The organism is Natrinema sp. LJW11, from assembly GCF_056135975.1.
Window position 1 is genome coordinate 70,556 of the sequence record NZ_JBWBDM010000007.1, and the last position, 18,830, is coordinate 89,385.

The window sequence follows — 18,830 nt, forward strand, 5'->3', positions numbered from 1 at the left end:
CTGTTCTGAAACACGATTAATTGGATTACTAAGGCCAGCCCTCCGACCCCCTATCAATAACTGTTCTCCACTACGGTTTTGAGTATCGTTCATAGTGTACCTATCTAGAGAGAATATAGATCCTTTGGGGACACAGGATATTCTCGGAGATTCCTGAATGGGAGATTAGAACCCTATATCTAACGTTCAGAGTGCCTTGTGGATGTTGTGAGTGAGACAGCCGACAACGAGTTCACGGAATTGCTTCCACCAGAGTCGTGAGCGGACGAATGCGCCATATTTCCGTTTAATGCGAGAGTTTACCGTTTCATTCTGACTACGTTGACCGTAGAGGTCGGCGTCCAACCGTGAGTTCCACGCCTTGTGGAGCGGCGAAAATTCTCGATGTTTGATGACCGGACGAACACCATCTTCACGGGCTAACGCGTGAATCTTCTGGTCGTCGTATCCCTTGTCACCAAGGAGAATCGCTACTTCATCGGTATTCCGCTTGATGAGCGACGGTGCGATTTGTGAGTCGTGTTTTCGTGTCGTCGTCACATGTAAGTCGATGATTGTGTTCACTCTCGTGTCCACGAGAAGTGTGACTTTCAGCTGTTGAATCGTCAGCTTCGTTCGTTTCGTGTAGTGCTTCGAGGCGTGACTGCGGTCAAAGCCGGAGGCAGCGATCCCGACGACACCGTTGGTCGGGAGGGGTGTGATCGAGAGGTTGAGCAGGACGCGCCAAACTGCCATATTGAATCGATTGAACGCCTTACACAACGTCGAAGGAGTTGGGAGTTCCTCCAGATCGATGGCTCCCCGAATCCGAGACATCTCGATAAGTTCGCCGAGAAGCGTCCGGTACGTCGTATTCTTCCGAACTTTGAGACAGAGCAAAACGATGTGTTGATGAAGTGTGTATCGCCGTTTCGAGAATTTCGAGGAATAGCGAGCGACAGATCGCCGAGCCAAGTGCATCGCTTGCTCAACGAATCGGAGCAACTGCGACTTTGGGAGGGCCTTCATCCGGTCAGATTACCGGGCGAACCTGTAACTCTCTGAGGATTTCAACAGAGCCAAGAATTTAGAATCCAGGTTTTGGATGGTAGTGGTGGTGACAAGTTATATTATAGATAAGCAGTAAACAGGTTAGAAATGGCTGCTCGCAGTATGCAGGACAACCTGCAAGACGAGTTTGAAGGAAATATTAAAGATATCCTTGAATATTATGACGGATGGTTCTCCCGTGCTGAAGTAGAAAAACTGGCTGAGATCAACTCAGTCGAACTAGATAAGAACTCGATCCGAGAGGATGTTGAAACGCTATACGAGGGAGGTGTTCTAGAAGACTTCCACTGCTATGTCGCAGGACTTGACGGTATAGGAGTCCCCACGATTATCGAAGGTATCAAGCTGATCAACCGCGACAAAATGGAACTCCTGACTACCGATGATATGGATAGCAAATCTGCTTTGCTCTTGTATATCTATGAGTGGGGTTGGGAAGAGCATCTTGAGTTGATTCAGGCACTGAAAACTTTCAAGAACAAGCGTACCTACCGTCGTGAGGAAATCTCCGGGGACAAACGGTTTGAGGAACTTTCTGAGGATGAGATAGAGTTACTTCATAGAACGCTTGATGAGAATATTGCGGAAGCGAACAAGCGACGGAAGTACAAAGCGGAGTTGAAGAGCGTTCACTTAATCGGGGAGGATGAGGTGATGATCGAGGTTTTTGTTGAGTACAAGGCAGGACATTTCCGCCAGTTCAAGTTCCGTGATAAAGAGAACTTGGACTATGAAACTGAAGGAGGTCGGGAGGTAGAGCCTCGGAAATATTGGCCGGTCACAACGCGGTACATCCATGTCGACTACTCGAACGATGAGTACGACCATGATATCGAAAAGGAGGAAGAAGACTTCCTGGACCCGGTGATGACCACGCTTTACGATGACATAGAGTATGGGGAGGAGGTGAAGTTTGTTGATCCGATTGATTATCCGGATAAGACTCCTGCCGAGTTTGTTGAGGATAATGTAGAGGAGCAGAAGGAACGGATCAATGACAATGATTCGCTGAGCGACGAGGAGAAGGAAGAGTATGTAGATATTTTGGATAACCTGAGTACTGCTGAGCAGACTGCATTGACCCTTGAGAACGTGAATGTTGTTGGCGATCCGGTCAGGATTGAGATTGAGACGGGTGAGCCGATCGAGTCTTTTGCTGAGGGGAATAACTTGGAAAGCCAGCTGTCCAAGTTCAATGAGGAAAGTCAGCGTCGGGAGTATACATTGCGTATTGGTGATCAGGAGATCCAGGTTAAAGGGGTGAAGATCGAGATTCTGGGAGACGTGAGTAAAGAGGAAGAGGAGATGATTACTGCGGTTCTTCGTGAAGAGAGCAAAGAAGAGGTGGAGGTGTCGGTATGAGTTCTGAATCTTTCAAGGCGCTTGAGTACGGTTTCGAGTATAGATTGTCTCCTGAGGAGGTTTCTGACGAGCTCAGGGAGAATCCGTTCTGTGTCCGGTCTGAGCGCCGTAAGATAAATTGTCCTGAGCCTGGGTGTAGCAAGTCTTGTGAAGTGGTTGAGCTTGGTGGTGAGAGGAAGTTTCTATGTAGGGAGGGTCATCAAAATCCGTATGACGAATCTCATCATGTCTATTGGAAGGTTGAGACATTAGACGCTATTGAAGAACTACTGACCGAACTGGGTTTTGAAGCAACTGTCGAGCAGAATGGCTCGCTGATCTCCTTTGAATTAGAGGAGATGTCGTATCTTGTGGTTCCCGGTGAATACAGCGATGACTTGTTGCAACCGATCGCTACCCAACTGAAAGATCACCCGAGTCTTTGTATTCTTGCATTCCAAGACGATACAAAAGAGGAGATTAAGCCTCTAATTGACCGGGTTGGCGGTGTTTCTATGGTTGTATCCCCTCCTGGGCTTGAGCGGAAGATTGCAAGTTTCGAGTCTATGGTTGAGATTCAGAATGAGATCGAAGCTGAGTATGATCCGCAGAATGAGGCGGTTCCCGAGGATTTGGTGAAGAAAATCAATGGCAACCCTCAGTACATCGTAGGGGAGTTGGCTGATTTTGAGAAGGTTGAGGGTGTGAAGGAAAAGCGGGATGAGATGGAGAAGCTGTGTACCTTGTCTTTCTCTCAGGTGTTGGACTGTCCGTTGCATCCTATGGGTATGGAGGATACAGGTAATCGTGTTCCGGACGGGTTCGGTTTTGTCTTTGATGAAGAGAATGAGAACCAACCGTTGCTGATCTTGGATTCTAAGAGTGTTAGTAGTAGGAGACGCGACTACCCGAAGATCACTGAGAAGGATGGGCCGCAGTATCGGAAGTATTTGGAGATCATAGATGATGTGTGCCGTCCGAGGCAGATTGAAGAGAAGGTGTTGATCTTCATCTCGCCTGAGTTCAATATTGGTAAGATAGAGGATTTCTTGGATGAGTTAGATCGTTCTATGTTTGAGGATTATCAGGTGGTGTTTATGGATTTAGAAGCTTTGGCTACGTTGATTCTTCATCGTACTGGGCTTACTTCGGAACGGAAGGTGAGATTGAATCGTGGTGGTTGGCCAGCTATGTTGTATGGTTTGTTTTTGGATCCTGATTTTGATCGAAGCGAGCAGGATTATGAGTTAGACCGACAGAATGGGTTGTGTCTTACTGGTTCTGCTGTGAGGCAGCATTTTGCTAATAATATTTCTGAACAGAAGAGTCGTGAGAGGACTTTGAAATACGTTGAAGAAGAGATCAGACGGTTTGCACCTGAATAGAGTGCGAGTTTACAGGTGCAGTGTTTTCTCACACTCGAAAACCGCCTGTCACAGCGTGACCTCGCTGACCGAACAGGCGTCTCAGCACGGACCATCCGGAACTATCGCAACCGGCTCGAGGCGTTAGATCCCATCCGTATTGACGAGACTGGATACCGCCAATCACTATCGTTCTAGGCTACTTCCGAACGCCGCGATTCGGTTATTCCAACAGTCCTCGAGGAGAACCAGACGCTCCTCGACGTTACCGACGCCCTTCTCGAGACAATCCTCCCGCCAGAGCGATACAGTGATCCCGACGACCCACTTAATGGTGTGCTGTTCTGGCCGCCGGACCCCCCAGCGATTACTCAATCACCAGCGAGTTGGTCCGTGGCTGCGATTAGCAACTGCGCTCACAGCAACAGAATCTACCGGGAACAACCGGGTAGTGCAGATGGGCCCACCGCTCGAGCAGCAAACGCTTTCGCATATAACTCCATAGGATTTACTAGCTGTTGTTCTTCCGACCGGGGACGCCGTAATCGATGTGGACTTCCGGTGTGCTCGGTGATTCGGATGCAGCGGTTCCGTTCCAATCGAGAACATGCACGTTCGCCAGTTTTCCAGAAAACCGGAACCGTTGGAACCCAGTTTCGATCGTCCCCTCGACAGCATGTTTCGAGACCACTGTGGGTTTCTCGAACGAGTCAGCCTCAATTGGTTCGATATCACCATCGACGCTAATTTCGTAGTTGGATGGCACTCCACGACCGATTACTGTAACGATATTTGTCATCGTTCTTCCACTTGGCATACAGTGGGAGACTCAATTTTCCAGTATAAGCCTTCTCATTGGCAGAACGGTCGGAATTTCCAATGGTCTCGAACGAACGAATATGGATGCACTACAACTCGACGTACTGATCTTCCCACTCTCGTCTCTTCTGGATCGCTTGCTCTCCTGCGTCGTTGATCGCGTAGTAGTTCGTCCGTCGGTCGAGTTCCCCCTTCTCGACCAACTCCTTGTTGACAAGCGTGTCGAGGTTTGGGTACAGCCGGCCGTGATTGATCTCGCTCTCATAGTATTCCTCTATCTCCTCCTTGACATCTTGGCCGGATGGGCGGTCGGCACCTGTGATCACGTACAGGAGGTCCCGTTGGAAGCCGGTGAGGTCATCCATCTCACGTGAGTATTCAACGATGCTGCATTTGACTTTTTTTCACAGAGGATTATATGTTTCCGCGCTGTGAAAGTAGAATATTGTGCTCTGTTGGATGTGTTTTACACTTAATCAAACGGTGGAAACTGTAGCGGAGGCTGATTCGAGGGTGTCATAGAACGATCCGTATAGCGTTCTTTTCACCGAATCTGGAGCGAACTATCCGTTCACTACACGTGCATATTGTTCAAGCTACGAGGTGTCTCGCAGCGGTGAAGGCGATGAGTGAGAGAACGAGATTCCCCATCGCGTTCAGAACCGCATTCGTTGACTCGCCGCGTTCCCACAGACGGATAGTCTGGAAACTGAACGACGAGAAAGTGGTGAATGCACCGCAGAACCCAACACTCACCAAGAAGTGAACGTCGGCGCGGCTACCGCTGAAGATGATAGCTCCGAGAACGAAGCTCCCGATGACATTGACGATGAGTGTCGCCCACGGGAATGACGTTTCCCCGAGGAGTTGACCGACGAGATAGCGCGTCATAGCCCCGGTTGCACCTCCGATACTGATGAGTAGTGCCTCCATCAGTCATCCCCCGTCGGTGGTCGGAGTGTCGTCGTTGAGGTTGTCCTGACTATCTTTCTGCTTGCAAGAACACCAGCAAATCCAGTTGTGTAACTGCTGGTGAGATAAAGTAGACCCCATTCAGGTGAGGTGAGTGCTATATCGGCGATGAACGTGCTATATGTAGTGAATGACGCGAAGAATCCTGTCCCAAAGATATAGCGGGAGCGTTTTGAGAGGATGTCATCGGCCCGAACGTCGAAGAGTAGTAATCCAAGGCCGAAGCTCCCGGTAGCGTTGACGAGAAGGGTCACAAGTAACGCCCCGCCAGCCGCTGCGCCGAGTGCGTATCGAAGGTTTGCGCCGAGGCCACCGCCGATTGCTATCAAGACGATGGCTTCCCCGTGTTGGATGAGGTGTCTGCGTACCATATGCGAATCCAATAGGAGTCATCAGCCATCTCGGCAGTTGAGGAAGGCGGACTCCATCGCCCACTGTCGTTATGGTCGTTTCTGAAGGAGACTGGATAAACGCACCGCTATCTAAGGCCCTGTACTGAACGGCACTACATATGCGAACCTAACGCGATTGTTTCCATCAGCTAATAGAGGTCTTTGAGAAGCCGTGCTGAATAGACAGACAAGTGTATCAAATAGTGGGCTGAAATCTACCCTATTATACTCTTTTATGGGCTATGTTGAATCACTAAATGGCGACGGAATGGTTCGCTAAATCGAAGGTCTTGAAGCGGGAGACTTCAGTTGTTCATGTCCCAAATCTCCCGCTTCATTGGGGCAGTTGTGCCGATTGCTCAAAACGGTACTGGCGATGGAGACGAATCCGCCGCCCCGAAAGGTGGCAGCGGATTCACCGACTATGCTCTCGTTTCCCTGCATTGTCTGCGGATTTACCTTTCGTGAGAGACGAACAACGCCACAATCGCGTCGAACTGAGCAGCTACTCGAGCGGTCTCGTCTCTACCTTCTCTGCTGCTGTGAGTGCGGCTCGACTGGACAGCTCTGTATTGCTCTCTGAGCCGTACTAGCGGTGGCGCGCGATGAATGCGCGCTTCAGCGCGCAGAACGTGCGAGGGACGAGCGATGCGACCATAGGGAGCGAAGCGAGGAGGCTGGGGAGGATGCGAGCGAAGCGAGCGTGTGGTCGGACACAAAAAAGAGGAGCGGCTACGCTATTCCTGGGTCCACCACCGCCCGCGTTCGGGGAACTCGAGGCGGCTCCAGCCGGTCACAGCCAGGCTGCATCGCTCGTTGTGCCAGTTCTTCGCCGCGTTCCTGATCCGCACCGTTTCGCCCTCACTCACGTTCGTCTGGTATGAGTTCTCCCAGATCGTGAACTTCATCTTCTCGGTCTCATCCGCGATCAGTCCAACCTGGCTGATCGACGGCTGCGAGGGCTCCCACAGTTTGATGATCTCGCCTTCCACGTCCACTTCGCCTGCCTCTACCTCCGGCACGTCTGCGATGTCGACGATTGTTCCCGACTCCGCTTTCACTTCGTCCATCTCCTCGAGGGTTGCGTCGATCATTGACGTCCCATCCGTCACCTTCTCTGCCAATCCACGGCTCACTGCCGCCCGGCTTGGCCCTCCACGCACTGTCTCTGTGATTCGCACCGATTGTTTGTTGACCGCCGCCAACTGCTCTTGCTCCAGCTCCGAACGGGGGTCCACCCGTTCGACCCGCCGCTCTCGGCGCTGCTCGACCACAACTTCTCGCGTCCGCTTCTCTCGCCCCTCTTGCGTTCCGAACGTCGCCTTTGCGCTGATCAACTCGAGCTCCTCCTCTCGAGCCCGAATCCGCTCTTCCTGTGCCAGTGGCAGGTGTCCGAACTCGTTCTCCTCGCGTCCAACCACCGTCTCCGGGTGGTTCGTCTCGACTTTCGTGTGTATCTCCTGATCGACCGACGCCTGGAGCTCCGGCGTCTCATCCACGGCGTACTCCGCGAACTCGTCCTCCACCGCCACGCCTGCGTCCGTCTTCTCCGCAGCTGGCTCTTGGTTGACACTCGATTCATCCGAAGCTTTTTCATCTCGGAAGTTCGTAGAATTCATTGCTTACACTCCGAAGGCGCTTTCCAACGCGTCTTCACTCCAACACCTCTCAGTCCCAACTGTGTTCGTCTCCTGCAACCGCTCTCGCTCGCGCCTTCAGGTCCCCTGAGGCGCGAGTAGAGCGGGACACTCACCCCCACCAGCCAGCACCGCGCGCCGAGACGACCGGTGCGAGCGTCCAGCGGAGTAACCGTGGGGGGTGAGCAGCGACGCCGCGCAACCCCTCGCGGTTACCCGCTGGCGTCGAAACCAGAGCCCGGCAGCACAGCGACCACCGGGAGCGAGCAGCCCGGAATGGTCGGTCGCGAGCGATGCAGAGGGAGGGAAGGCGAGTGGGGCGTGCCGTAACCACACACCAGTCGAGGGACAGCTACAGCATCCCTACCTTCAGCTCAGCCTGGTGGGCTTCGAAAGGGCGAGGACGTCTCGGTCGTCCCCCGCCGACGTCTCCGCAAGTGTAGCGAGCGGAGGCCAGCGAGAGCCGTGGCTCTCGCCTGGCAAGCACCGCAACGACCGAGCGCTGCGAGGGAGTGAGGCGCGCAGCGAGGCGCGGGATGCCGAGCGGCCGAGGGCTTTCGGTAGAAGTGTACTCTTTCTCCCTCTCTCTTCTCGGGATGTCTCCTCAACGGCGTCGTCTCCCTCACAACTCCTTGTTCTTACTTCACCCCTCTGTCACGATCTTCTCCCTCCTTTTGCTCTCGTCTCCTCGAGCGGCGCCTCCACGCCAATCCCGCTCTACCCTAAATACTCGGTCTGCCCTCGAGAAGCAAGATCACCAGACCAAGAGTGCTATGTACAGAGCAAACATTTATTTGTGAGACGTACGTCTCACAGAGTAATGAGTACTGATACTAACGATGCCGGTGAAGGGAACGGCAACGGCACCAGCAAAATCGATGTCCGGGTTCCAAACCGGCTCCTCGAGGAGATCGACGAGGAGTACGAGCGGCGCGGGTATACCTCACGGTCGGAAGCGATCCGCGACGCACTCCGCGACTGGATCGATCCACCGACGAGGCTCTCTGACGAGACGCTTGAAGAACTTGAAAAGAGCCGCGAGCAGCGAGAGCAGGGCGAAACGCAATCAGCCGACGACGTTCGCGAGCGCCTCGGCTTGAATGACTGACGTCAAGTACACTGAGCAAGCGATCGGCCACCTTGAGAACCTTGACCCGCAAGTCGCGATCGTATGATGAATAAAGTCGATGAGGCGACTGACTGGACCGAACACCGACTCGAGCGTCTTTCCGGCTACCCATATTACAAACTTCGCGCCGGCGACTACCGAGCGATCATCACATGGAATCACGACGACAACGTTCTCATCGTTGAGGCGATTGGTCACCGACGGAACGTGTATGACCGGAACCTTCCCCCATGACGCCTCTTAATACGAAAGTATCGGAGTGCGAAAAATTGACTCTTTTACGGAGTGCGACAGACAGTTATTGAGGAGAGGTACCATCCAATGCGCATTCTTGCATAACGAGCTAGTCTTCAGTTCGGATCACCTCAAGAAGACGCCGTGTTGTGTACAGAGGATACACCTAACAGGCTTTACCCGTTGAGCGAGAACGTTACGGTATCGTGCGCGAGTTCGTCTTCACAGTTGAATACGAGAAGGAGGCTGACGAAGTGATGGATCTCTTCATCGAACATCCAGACTTATACGCCCGGTCGATGGAGGTCAATGCGACCAGCGAGGCAGTGTGGGGAATCAACAAAATCGTCGGTCCGGCTACTGTCCTTGACAAACTTGACGGCCGCCTAGAACGCATCGCCAGTGATTCGAATACGACTGGGATGTGTGGTGCGCCCGTGACTGAGTACGAGTACACGATCCTCTCGTCGAACCCGGAGTCACGGAAAGTCCATTCACTTCGCCGTGAAGGGGATGGCCCCCAGTCGATTCCACTCGTCGCCGCGAACCATGTCGGCGAGGGGCTAATAATGCGATCGGAGCGTCGTAGCAACCAATTCCGATGGCGTTTACTCATCGACGAGTCTGTAACAGCGATCCACGAAGAAGTTCGTGAGAACCTCCGGGAGGGGCTATCGCTGTCCGTCGAACGGTTCGGCACGCCGCCGTGCCTACTCGAAGACGGTCGTGTCCAGCAAACTCTTACGCCCGAACAGAAGTCGGCACTCGAGGCTGCAATCGAACACGGGTACTACGAGGAGCCACGGCAGCAGTCGGTCACCGAGATCGCCGCCGACGTGGGTGTGTCGCGTTCGACGTTCCAGTACCGTCTTAACCGCGCTGAAGCGTGGCTGGCACAGCAGTTCGCTGCCGACTCCCTTGATGTCGACCTCGACGTGGATCTCGATCCCGAGGATATCGAATTCATTCAGTAAGCGAGCGCGTCGAACGCCGCGTGGGTTGGAATATGTCGAAATAAATCCCACCACGATGGCTCCCGTAGCTGGTCTCGTATGTCAACGACGACTGAAGCCAACGTTCAGTTGATTCGCAACGCCACCATCCTCGTGGACGTCGGTGACACGACGTTCCTCGTCGACCCGATGTTTACACCACAGGGCGAGATGCCGACGGTGACGGACAACCCGGCAGTTCCTGACTCACTTACCACGGCGAACCAAGACCGGAACCCACTCGTTCCACTGCCCAAGGTTAACCTATCCTACGACGCCATCGTTGTCACGCACCGCCACCCCGACCACTGGGACGAGGCAGCTAAAGCGGAACTCAACGCCGACGTACCGCTGTTCTGTCAGCCCGAAGAGGCCGACGCCTTCACCGACGAGGGCTTCACTGACGTCCGCCCCGTCAACGACGAAACCTCGTTCAAGGACATCACCATCCACCGGACGCCCGGCCGCCACGGCCACGGTGAGCTCGCTGAGGGAATGGGACCCGTTTCGGGGTTCATGTTCGAGGCCGATGAGACGGTGTACGTTGCGGGCGACACGATTTGGTACGAGCCGGTCGAAGAAACACTCGATCGGTTCGAGCCCGACACGGTCGTCCTTAATGGCGGTGAGGCCCAGTTCGAGCAGGGCGAGCCCATCACGATGGGCATCGAGGACATTTCTGCCGTCCGTGACGCTATCGATACTACGGTTGTCGTTGTTCACATGGAGGCAATCAACCACTGCTTGCTCACCCGTGACGAACTGCGGTCGGCGACTGAGAATGTTCACGTTCCTGAAGATGGTGAGCAGATCACCCTGTAAGGAGAGAGAGAGAGAGTTTACCTGACCACAGGACGTGCTTCGGGTCACGTCCTTTTGAGGGCGACACGGCAGTGTTTCCTTCAGCACTGCGTGGCGTTTTAAACTGCGCCTGATAATCCATGTGGCTGAAGGGATTAACAGTATTTTGGTCGGTTAATACGCCCACCTACATACTAGCTGGTTCACTGGAGTATGGGATGGAATCAACCGTTGAGAAGAACCTCTGACACCCTGCACTGGGAAAGCCCGGCAGCACAGCGAGCTCGAAGAGAGCGAGCAAGCAGCCCGGAACCTGGAGGTGGGCGGGTGCCCGTGGGAGGGCGGTACTGTGCGGTACGGTCCTCCTCTGCTCGCTGCTCCATACCCACCTCACTCCACTACTCTCATCCTTCCACTATCTCAAATCACACCGATTCCCTACCTTCTGTACGGCTTCCGGAACCAGGATCTCATCAAACCTGCCTACGCTCGCAGCTGTACCCGGATCGCTCGCCGCAGATCCTGCCCCAGCACCGCCACTTCCGAGTAGTACGATCGCGCACCCCTCGGCAATTCGTGGAACCGTTTCTGGCACTCCAGACACGTGTACTCAAACTCAGCTCGAACACTGTTCTGGTGCCCCTCGAGCGTGTCCTCCTCGTTATAGTGGAACTCCTCGTACACGAGCTTCTTCGAGACGAACTCGCGACCGTCACACCGCGGACACTGGTCTATCATCAGCGACTTGTCTGACCCCTGCCTCGAGACAGTACCCGAACTCATCGATGCTGCCCCGACCTGCTCACCCTCACTACTCTCCTCACCATCCTCGGCTGAATTCTTGGCTCCGTCCGCTGTGGTATCAATCTGGTCTGTCTCCGGTTCATCTTCCTCGCTTGGCGCTGTTCCTTCTCGAACCCAGTCGTCGAATTCCTCGCTCAGGATCTGGTCGTCGTCCTCTGCCTCTTCCGTCTGGTGTTGGTCAGTCCAGCTCATATCCCGCTCACCCCTCTCAGGTGGGCGAACAACACCGTCTCGCGATCGCCTAGCCTAACGTCTTCCCGACCACTCTACGTCACCACCATCACGATCGTCCACCCTCACGTCTGGCAAGTCACACAGAGTGAGTTGATCGAATCGGTGATCTCAAATCCACTCTAGCCAATAGTACACTCGATCTATAACAGTTTTTCAGGCAAAATCACATCTGAAGAATGAGATTGCAACAAGACCGATTCAGCAGAATTTGAGCCATTCAGATCCACCGTAGTCTTTGGCATAGCAGGGGCAGTGCACCAGCTCGTCCCACGGATTCAGTATGGCCATCTCAAAGTGCGGACTTACTACAGAGGTCACACTCAGCTGCGTGATGGGTCTGACAAGTGTTTGGGCTTAGATTCTATGAATTAAACTACTAATCCTATGATTCCGACCGATTGGGAATCCGCCATTGATTGATTCATATTGGTACTCAAATGCCGTTGATGGCGCAACGATACGTTCACCCGCATCTTCAACGGGGAGTACTCCTGAATCCCTCTCCTCAGAGAGTCAGCGTACTCATCGACTTTCCGTTGTGCGTATGGAGGCATTCAGTAGTATGCCACCAGGGCGGTGATAGCGATGCTTGATCCGGTATTGGCGAGCCGCATCCAGTTTGCTCTCACAGTTATCGTTCACATCATTTTTCCTGTAGTGAGTATGGGGCTTGCGCCGTTCCTCATCTACTTCACGTGGAAAGATATTCGCTCAGATAACGCTGTTTATGAGCAACTACGCCGCTTTTGGACGCAGATCTTTGCCGTGAGCTTTGCCACTGGAACCGTGACTGGGCTCGTGCTTGAGTTCGAATTCGGAACGAACTTTGCTGCCTTCTCGACGACTGCAGGTGAACTGTTTGGTGGGCCACTCGCACTCGAAGGAATGATGGCGTTCATGTTGGAGGCGACCTTCCTCGGTATCTTCGTCTTCGGTCGAGAGCGGGTTTCAGACCGGTTGTATTTCTTATCGAGTGTTGCCGTCGGTCTCGGAACGTGGCTCTCGGCAGTTTGGATCCTCATTGCGAACTCCTGGATGCAGACCCCCCGTGGATTCGAACTGGTGATGGAAGATGGCCAGCCGATCGTCCATCTCGTAGATCCAATAGCAGCCTACCTGAATCCTCGATTTCCGTGGATGTTCGTACATATGCAGAACGCGGCTGTTGAATCAGTAGCTCTTATCATGGCTGGTATCGCTGCGTACTACGTTTTTCGACACCACATCTGGAAATACCCTATTGATAATATCGAATTCTGGGAAACAACGCTGAAAATCGCTCTCGTTGCCCTGGTCATCACGGCACCGCTCCAAGCGATTCATGGCGATCTCTATGCTCGACATATCGTTGAAACGCAACCACAGAAGTTCGCTGCAATGGAGGCGATCTGGGAGACTGATTCGTACGTTCCCGAATACATCGTTGCTTTCCCGACAAGTATTCAAGATCTCTTGGACCCACGCGCGAAGGAGATTTTCGGATTCGGAATACCAGGCGGTGCCTCATGGCTTGCCAGCGGCGGTGATCCACAAGCGACGATTCAAGGCCTCAATGAGTTCGAAGGCCCACAGCCGCCTGTTGCCATCGTCTTCTGGTCGTTCCGAATCATGGTCGCTCTGGGGTTCTGGTTCATTCTGCTTGCGTTCTGGGGCGTCTACCGCTGGTGGCGTGGCGAACTGTATGAGGATGATCTTCTCCACAAAGCGCTCATGCTATCTGCACCGTTAGGACTTCTCGCTGTCGAGCTCGGGTGGATCGTTACGGAGGTTGGCCGGCAACCGTGGGTCATTCAAGGTGTGATGAAGACAAGTGATAGTGTCTCACCGGGGCTTACAGGCGCCGAGGCGACGGCTACCCTTGCCGGTTTTGCGATCGTGTATCTCGGCTTGTTGACTCTATATACGTATGTTATCGTGCGTATCATCCGTGCCGGTCCACCGGATGGGGACGAACTTACTACGACGGAAAGTTCGTCACCGCCACAATCCGAGGTGAGTATAGATGACTGACGTCGGCACCCTCGCAAGCGACACGCTGTTTGGGCTTCCCCTAGCCGACATCTGGTTTGGACTCGTATTTTTCATCCTCGGAATGTTCCTCTTTCTCGATGGGTTCGATTTCGGTGTCGGAATTCTGTTTGCGACTCGAGACGATAAACATGAGCGCGAGCAGTTGCTCGCAGCCATCACGCCGTTTTGGGACGGTAACGAAGTATGGTTGGTTGTGTTCGGCGGCGCATTGTTCGCAGCCTTCCCAGCCGTGTATGCGAATCTGTTCAGTCGTCACTACCTGCTGATGTTCGCTATTCTTGGGGCACTCATCCTCCGTGGACTTGCACCTGAAATGTACGAACAGCGTGAGGACGAGCCATGGCAAAAGTGGTGGGGGCGAGCGTTCATCGTCGGAAGCTTCACGGCACCGTTTTTCCTCGGTATATTCATAGCGAACTGGTTGCTCGGTATAACGGCCCTTATTACACTGCCAGGGATTGTCGTCGGCCTGATGGTTGTCGCGCTGACTGTCGTTGACGGCGTTGCATTCCTCCGATTAAAGACGCGTAATGAGTTGCGAGACGATGTTCGAACAGACGGATCTCGAGCTCTTGTACTATACCTCATACTAGTCGTACTGACACTGGGTGTCGTTTATATTACTGCACCTGAACTGCGATCGGCCTTGCTATCGCCCTTAGTTGTGGGCCTTGTCGTAGTGAATCTCGTTCTTACTGGAATCTATGCGGTAGCAACAAGCTCCAATCGCTACTATGAGGCGTTCGTTGCTAATGCAGGGCTCGTTTTTACGTTGGTCAGCATTATCGCCAGTTTGATGTATCCACATATTGATCGTGGTGGAGGTCTGACTGTTGAGGAAGCTATTGTTTCAACGTTACCGCTTAACATCATGTCAATCGGAGCGGGGCTTTTGTTGCCGCTGATCTTCCTCTACTTTGGCGTCCTTTACTCAGTGTTCAGTGGTCCAATAAAGGCAGATGAATCATACTAATGACTGATAATAACAATTCAATCGTCGAAGATAGCAATCCGGCCAGTAGCAATGCATCAAAACCCCGTCTCAGTTCACGAATCTTGATAACATGGATTGAATTGCTGATCGTTGGAATCGTCGGTGGTCTATTTGGTGCCACTATCGGCGGAGCTCCAGGATTCATTGTTTATCTTACCACAACCGTACTCACGGTGGGGATTATTTTCTACAATGTAAACAAACTCATCAGAGACTGGATACAGGCTATCCATGAGACGAACTAATAGGCTTGGAAATACACAAAAAGATGCCAATTAATCTGTTGGTGCCAACTCGAAAAGACTGTCATCTACCAAGGAAGGACGAGCAATTGCCCACTCTACTGTACAAAATGAGAATTTCGTTGTGTGATAGGTAGACGGAGCATCACGTCTTCTCCGCTGCTCTTCACTCACCACCGCCTCGAGTCCAACCTCACCGTCGATGTCCTCGCCCACGGCCTCTATCTTCCCCTCGAGGAGAGCAACCCACCCTCCGTCACCATCCCTTCCAGGTCCGCTCTCTCTCTATCCTCGAGTGCTCTTCCAAACTCCCGCCACGGCCTGACCCCTAACCTGTACGTTCCTCCCTCTCTCACCTCTCCTCAACCTCATCTCCAGTCCCCTGATCCAGTCCTCTACCCCACCCCCTCCGCTCCAATCACCACACTCCACCCTGTTCTCCCCCTTCACTCGTTCTCCAGACCTCCCTCTCTTTTCTCCCTCTCGCCTCGAGCACCATCCTCTCTCTACTTCTCCCACCCCTCTTCTTTCTCTATTGGCCCCTCACATTCTGCTCTCTTCTCAACTTTCTTGTATATCTATCACCTTGCTTCACACCTCTCCCTCACCCACCTCTCTACCGCTCTCCAGTCCCCCACTGATCGTATTCTGAAAATGCTTCTCACTCCTCTCTCATTCTCCTTCCGTCCGCCCCCTTGTTACTGCCCCTACCTTCCACCTTTCTACACCCAACTCAATCCCACCATTCTCGAGTCATAACACACCTCCTATCTAATTCACTATATCCTGACGTATTTACCTACCCTGCTCTCTGACTCTCCACGTTTCATTCCCCGTCGCGCACACCTCTATTTCTGCATACCTCCCCATTCCTTTGGACGATTTTTCGTCATTCACGACCAGTTTTGCGGGCTCAAATCATTTTAAATTCCCGTTGCACATATCTAAGGCCGTAACAACACGCGCAACGAGTGAAAATTTCAAGCACGAAAGTCAAAAAACGCGCAACGGGGAGTTTCAGCCACCCAACTCAGTCGATTCTGAGTTTCAATGTTCAAATTGAAGAACGGCAGAAGGGACAGTTCGATATCACATTCTTAGAAGAATATCCCTTATCTGCTGATTTCTCCATCACGAAGGCTCAGATAATACGCAACGTGATTTTAGCTCCTGTTTAGTGTATGTAATTAATGTATTCCAGATATTATATTGATTTAGTAGAATAGCGCCAAATCCGGTTTTCAAATCCTCTGTATAGTTGTGAAATGAATGGGCTAAAGAGAGGGTTGGATCCGAGGGAGTTCGTCGCTATATTAAACGGGGTCGGTTTCCTCGAGTTGGTCGTACATATCGTCGGGGAATGGAAGGCTACCATAAATTGAGTAGGGGCACTGCTCTTTGCCAATACAGTACCGTTGCATATCGTCATTATTACAATTCATCGGCAGGGGTGTGTTCCCGTCGGGGCCAATTCCACGATCGCCCCGTCGGGCTTCGTACTTGATCTGGTAGGCAGAGATCTCTGGATCAAACCATGGCCACCGGCTGAACAGGTCTTTGAGTTCATCGGTGATCGCGTCGACGGATTTCTCGCGGTACTGCGGGAGCCACATTACCATCCGAACGAGGTTGAAGAGGTCTTTTCGGACCGGTTTCTCCTCTTGAAGCCGCTCATCCATCGCAGCAAGACAAGGCAGTTCAAACAGGTCTTCGAGTTCCGTAATCTCGAGTGGCCGCGATCCACCGCCCGAGTGGCCGATCCGATACGTATTGACGCGGTCACCCCGATCGACTGTCACCGATCGATGCGATAAGTGATCTGCAAGCGAGTTCCCTACACTTCGGGGGGTCGACAATTGTGTGAGTTGGGCTCGTTCACTCTCGTTTTCTGGCTCATATACCTCAAGAGCATCGGACAACTCCTGAGCAGTATGAAACTCACCGATCTGAGTGTGTGGTGATGCTTGCACAGCATTTCGGAGCAGTCGGACGATCTGCTCGCCTTGATCCCAGTTTTTCCACACCTTCTCGTAGTGGCCGATCTCGAGGGCGTAGTCAGTCCGCTCGGTGATGGCAGTTTCGTGCTCTCGAAGCCACTTGCGTTGTGGCTCGCCGAGTTCATCCTCTTGGACTGCCTGTAGCCGGCCAAAACACCGCTTGGCGTACGATCGATAAGTGTCATGGAGGTGGTCGAGCGGGACGTAGAGATGATTGTCCTTGACCTGCGTTCGAATCTCGCCCGTTTCGTCGGCACTCGTCGCTTCGGTGGATGCTCGAGCGAGGCACTTTCGAGAGGCAGCCGCCATTGGGATCTCGACGTAGAGATCGTACTCGGTATCGGCAGTCACCTCCTCGTCGAATTCGGGCATCGGTTTGACGTCCGTACAAACGCGACCCGGGTGGGGACCGTCCTGACTGGGACCTTTCGCGTAGAGGACCTCAGCCATCTCTTGGTAGAGCGTTAGATCGTCGTACTCGTGCACAAGTGCGAGGAGGTTGGTCGCGAACAGCTCGCAGATGTTGTGTAGGACTTGGTTCTGCCGAGGCGGCGTGTCCTCGAAGCGAGGTTGTTCGCTCACGCAGATTGAACTGAGAGTAGCCAGCAAAACGAGCGTTGCGGGCTCGTCGACGAATGGGTACTCGAGCGGACGGTTACGCTTGGAACTCTTGAACGCAGCAGTCCCGAACTGTTCGATATCCGAAAGCAGCGTCTCTCGGTCTGGCGTATTATCGACGACGTAGCGGTCGTACCCGCGGGTGAACAATTGAACGATCTCTCTGTCAGTGTAGTTGGTAGGGATCGCTGCAGCGAGGTAGGCGTCTCGCTCGGTCTCTCGTGGATCAATCATGGGTAAGTTCACGCTCGGTTTCAAGGAACTGTGGTCGGGCTTCCGTTCGGGGATCGAACGCTGGGCTCTCGATCGGCTGGACGACACGGCAGACCTCTGCGTGCAACGAGTAGGGCACGCGAAGGAGACGGCTTCGGTCGGCAGTCACAACGGGATCGATCGGGATCTCATAACGCTCGAGCAAGAGATCGTTGAGCACTTCTCGGCTTTTCTCGTCATACCCGTACTCAAGCTCGTTGTCGAGCAGATAGACGTGGACGCCTTGACCGGAATAGACGACCATCGTCTTCTCGGCAGCAAATACATCCATGAAGAGGTCTCGTGTTTCGAAGCCGTACTCGATCGCACGGTCGATGTCCTCGAACGAGTAGGGATACCCCCTCGGATCGGCGTCACAAATCTCGAATTCGGCGAGCAACGCGTCGTCACGACTCACATCTGTTGATTGGATCTCGAGGTCATTCTCGTCAAGCTCACGTTCAGCGCGTGCTGTGGCGATGTCTTTCGCATCGATATCGACCGCGAGAACCCACGATCGGTCCCAGTTGTCCAACCCGTAGTAGACGCCATCCGAAATCGGATCGCTCTTTTCGAGCAGATCGGGATCGGCCAACGCATACTCACTCCCCTGGAACGGGTCGTACCGTGCGGGAGATTGGATGAACGAGACGAGTTCTTCGACGTTGCTGAAGTTCTGTGCAATCGGATCGCCATCTGAGTCGGTGCGCCACGTCGGCCGTCGAATGAAGTCGCGATCGGGGCGCTCCGCTTTGCGGATGGGATGGCGCTCGCGGAAGCTGATCCCGAACTCTTTCGGTGCCGTTGGTGTGATGAACGGCGGCAACTGGTCTATATACTCGGGGAACTCCTCGGTATAGTACGCATAGACCTCGCCACGGGTTGCCTGTCGCCAGGTCATAAGGGTCTACCACCGGTGAATGCGAA

17 protein-coding genes, 2 pseudogenes and 1 riboswitch are annotated in these 18,830 nt (G+C 53.3%); of the genes and pseudogenes, 10 read left to right on the forward strand and 9 right to left on the reverse strand.

Annotation, left to right across the window (positions count from 1 at the left end; genetic code table 11):
- Nucleotides 1–186: 186 nt before the first annotated feature.
- Nucleotides 187–1,008, reverse strand: a complete 822-nt coding sequence (locus AC0QDI_RS18240) for an IS5 family transposase (protein ID WP_474670719.1) — start codon at nucleotides 1,006–1,008, stop codon at nucleotides 187–189.
- Between the two features lie 144 nt (nucleotides 1,009–1,152).
- On the opposite strand from AC0QDI_RS18240, the gene AC0QDI_RS18245 reads away from it, so the two are divergent.
- The 3 genes from AC0QDI_RS18245 to AC0QDI_RS18255 are packed head-to-tail and all read left to right on the forward strand — an operon-like array spanning nucleotide 1,153 to nucleotide 3,953.
- Entirely contained in the window at nucleotides 1,153–2,412 is a 1,260-nt protein-coding gene (locus AC0QDI_RS18245; protein ID WP_474670721.1) for a hypothetical protein, read from the forward strand.
- Nucleotides 2,409–3,776 (forward strand): hypothetical protein, encoded by a 1,368-nt coding sequence (locus tag AC0QDI_RS18250; RefSeq protein WP_474670723.1) that lies wholly within the window; start codon nucleotides 2,409–2,411, stop codon nucleotides 3,774–3,776. The genes AC0QDI_RS18245 and AC0QDI_RS18250 overlap by 4 nt, the downstream gene beginning before the upstream one ends.
- Nucleotides 3,777–3,791: 15 nt before the next feature.
- On the forward strand, nucleotides 3,792–3,953 hold the full coding sequence (locus tag AC0QDI_RS18255) for a MerR family transcriptional regulator (protein ID WP_474670725.1): 162 nt from the start codon (nucleotides 3,792–3,794) through the stop codon (nucleotides 3,951–3,953).
- A 313-nt stretch (nucleotides 3,954–4,266) separates the two neighbouring features.
- Here AC0QDI_RS18255 and AC0QDI_RS18260 read toward each other — a convergent pair whose 3' ends face one another.
- The 4 genes from AC0QDI_RS18260 to AC0QDI_RS18275 form a co-directional block, all read right to left on the reverse strand.
- Entirely contained in the window at nucleotides 4,267–4,572 is a 306-nt protein-coding gene (locus AC0QDI_RS18260) for a hypothetical protein (RefSeq protein WP_474670727.1), read from the reverse strand.
- Nucleotides 4,573–4,663: 91 nt separating this feature from the next.
- Complete coding sequence (locus tag AC0QDI_RS18265) at nucleotides 4,664–4,939, reverse strand: PadR family transcriptional regulator (RefSeq protein ID WP_474670729.1); 276 nt, start codon at nucleotides 4,937–4,939, stop codon at nucleotides 4,664–4,666.
- A gap of 226 nt (nucleotides 4,940–5,165) precedes the next feature.
- Nucleotides 5,166–5,507 (reverse strand): fluoride efflux transporter CrcB, encoded by a 342-nt coding sequence (gene crcB, locus AC0QDI_RS18270; RefSeq protein WP_474670731.1) that lies wholly within the window; start codon nucleotides 5,505–5,507, stop codon nucleotides 5,166–5,168.
- Nucleotides 5,507–5,917 (reverse strand): fluoride efflux transporter FluC, encoded by a 411-nt coding sequence (locus AC0QDI_RS18275; protein WP_474670732.1) that lies wholly within the window; start codon nucleotides 5,915–5,917, stop codon nucleotides 5,507–5,509. The genes crcB and AC0QDI_RS18275 overlap by 1 nt, the downstream gene beginning before the upstream one ends.
- 5 nt (nucleotides 5,918–5,922) lie before the next feature.
- A riboswitch (Fluoride riboswitch) is annotated at nucleotides 5,923–5,987 on the reverse strand.
- Between the two features lie 266 nt (nucleotides 5,988–6,253).
- Between AC0QDI_RS18275 and AC0QDI_RS18280 the strand changes: the two are divergent.
- Nucleotides 6,254–6,400 (forward strand): annotated as a pseudogene (locus tag AC0QDI_RS18280) (IS5/IS1182 family transposase); the annotation flags it as partial.
- A gap of 275 nt (nucleotides 6,401–6,675) precedes the next feature.
- Here AC0QDI_RS18280 and AC0QDI_RS18285 read toward each other — a convergent pair.
- On the reverse strand, nucleotides 6,676–7,557 hold the full coding sequence (locus AC0QDI_RS18285) for a DNA-binding protein (protein ID WP_474670734.1): 882 nt from the start codon (nucleotides 7,555–7,557) through the stop codon (nucleotides 6,676–6,678).
- A gap of 838 nt (nucleotides 7,558–8,395) precedes the next feature.
- Here AC0QDI_RS18285 and AC0QDI_RS18290 point away from each other — a divergent pair.
- The 4 genes and pseudogenes from AC0QDI_RS18290 (at nucleotide 8,396) to AC0QDI_RS18305 (ending at nucleotide 10,752) form a co-directional block, all read left to right on the forward strand.
- On the forward strand, nucleotides 8,396–8,683 hold the full coding sequence (locus AC0QDI_RS18290) for a ribbon-helix-helix domain-containing protein (protein ID WP_006111184.1): 288 nt from the start codon (nucleotides 8,396–8,398) through the stop codon (nucleotides 8,681–8,683).
- Nucleotides 8,676–8,938: pseudogene (locus tag AC0QDI_RS18295) on the forward strand (type II toxin-antitoxin system RelE family toxin). Before AC0QDI_RS18290 ends, AC0QDI_RS18295 begins: the two are co-directional and overlap by 8 nt.
- 206 nt (nucleotides 8,939–9,144) lie before the next feature.
- Nucleotides 9,145–9,912 (forward strand): helix-turn-helix domain-containing protein, encoded by a 768-nt coding sequence (locus AC0QDI_RS18300; RefSeq protein ID WP_474670736.1) that lies wholly within the window; start codon nucleotides 9,145–9,147, stop codon nucleotides 9,910–9,912.
- Nucleotides 9,913–9,990: 78 nt separating this feature from the next.
- Nucleotides 9,991–10,752: an MBL fold metallo-hydrolase gene (locus tag AC0QDI_RS18305; RefSeq protein ID WP_474670738.1), complete on the forward strand. Its 762-nt coding sequence runs from the start codon at nucleotides 9,991–9,993 to the stop codon at nucleotides 10,750–10,752.
- 462 nt (nucleotides 10,753–11,214) lie between these two features.
- Here AC0QDI_RS18305 and AC0QDI_RS18310 read toward each other — a convergent pair whose 3' ends face one another.
- Nucleotides 11,215–11,727, reverse strand: coding sequence for a hypothetical protein (locus AC0QDI_RS18310; protein WP_474670740.1), 513 nt, complete (start codon nucleotides 11,725–11,727; stop codon nucleotides 11,215–11,217).
- Between the two features lie 627 nt (nucleotides 11,728–12,354).
- Between AC0QDI_RS18310 and AC0QDI_RS18315 the strand changes: the two genes are divergently transcribed.
- Both AC0QDI_RS18315 and cydB read left to right on the forward strand, forming a co-directional pair.
- Nucleotides 12,355–13,779, forward strand: a complete 1,425-nt coding sequence (locus tag AC0QDI_RS18315; RefSeq protein WP_474670742.1) for a cytochrome ubiquinol oxidase subunit I — start codon at nucleotides 12,355–12,357, stop codon at nucleotides 13,777–13,779.
- On the forward strand, nucleotides 13,772–14,773 hold the full coding sequence (cydB, locus tag AC0QDI_RS18320) for a cytochrome d ubiquinol oxidase subunit II (protein ID WP_474670744.1): 1,002 nt from the start codon (nucleotides 13,772–13,774) through the stop codon (nucleotides 14,771–14,773). Before AC0QDI_RS18315 ends, cydB begins: the two co-directional genes overlap by 8 nt.
- 1,576 nt (nucleotides 14,774–16,349) lie before the next feature.
- Here cydB and AC0QDI_RS18325 read toward each other — a convergent pair.
- Together AC0QDI_RS18325 and AC0QDI_RS18330 are read right to left on the reverse strand one after the other, a co-directional pair.
- Nucleotides 16,350–17,885 (reverse strand): primase-associated protein, encoded by a 1,536-nt coding sequence (locus tag AC0QDI_RS18325; RefSeq protein ID WP_474670746.1) that lies wholly within the window; start codon nucleotides 17,883–17,885, stop codon nucleotides 16,350–16,352.
- Nucleotides 17,878–18,804, reverse strand: coding sequence for a bifunctional DNA primase/polymerase (locus AC0QDI_RS18330; RefSeq protein ID WP_474670748.1), 927 nt, complete (start codon nucleotides 18,802–18,804; stop codon nucleotides 17,878–17,880). Before AC0QDI_RS18330 ends, AC0QDI_RS18325 begins: the two co-directional genes overlap by 8 nt.
- Between the last annotated feature and the right edge of the window lie 26 nt (nucleotides 18,805–18,830).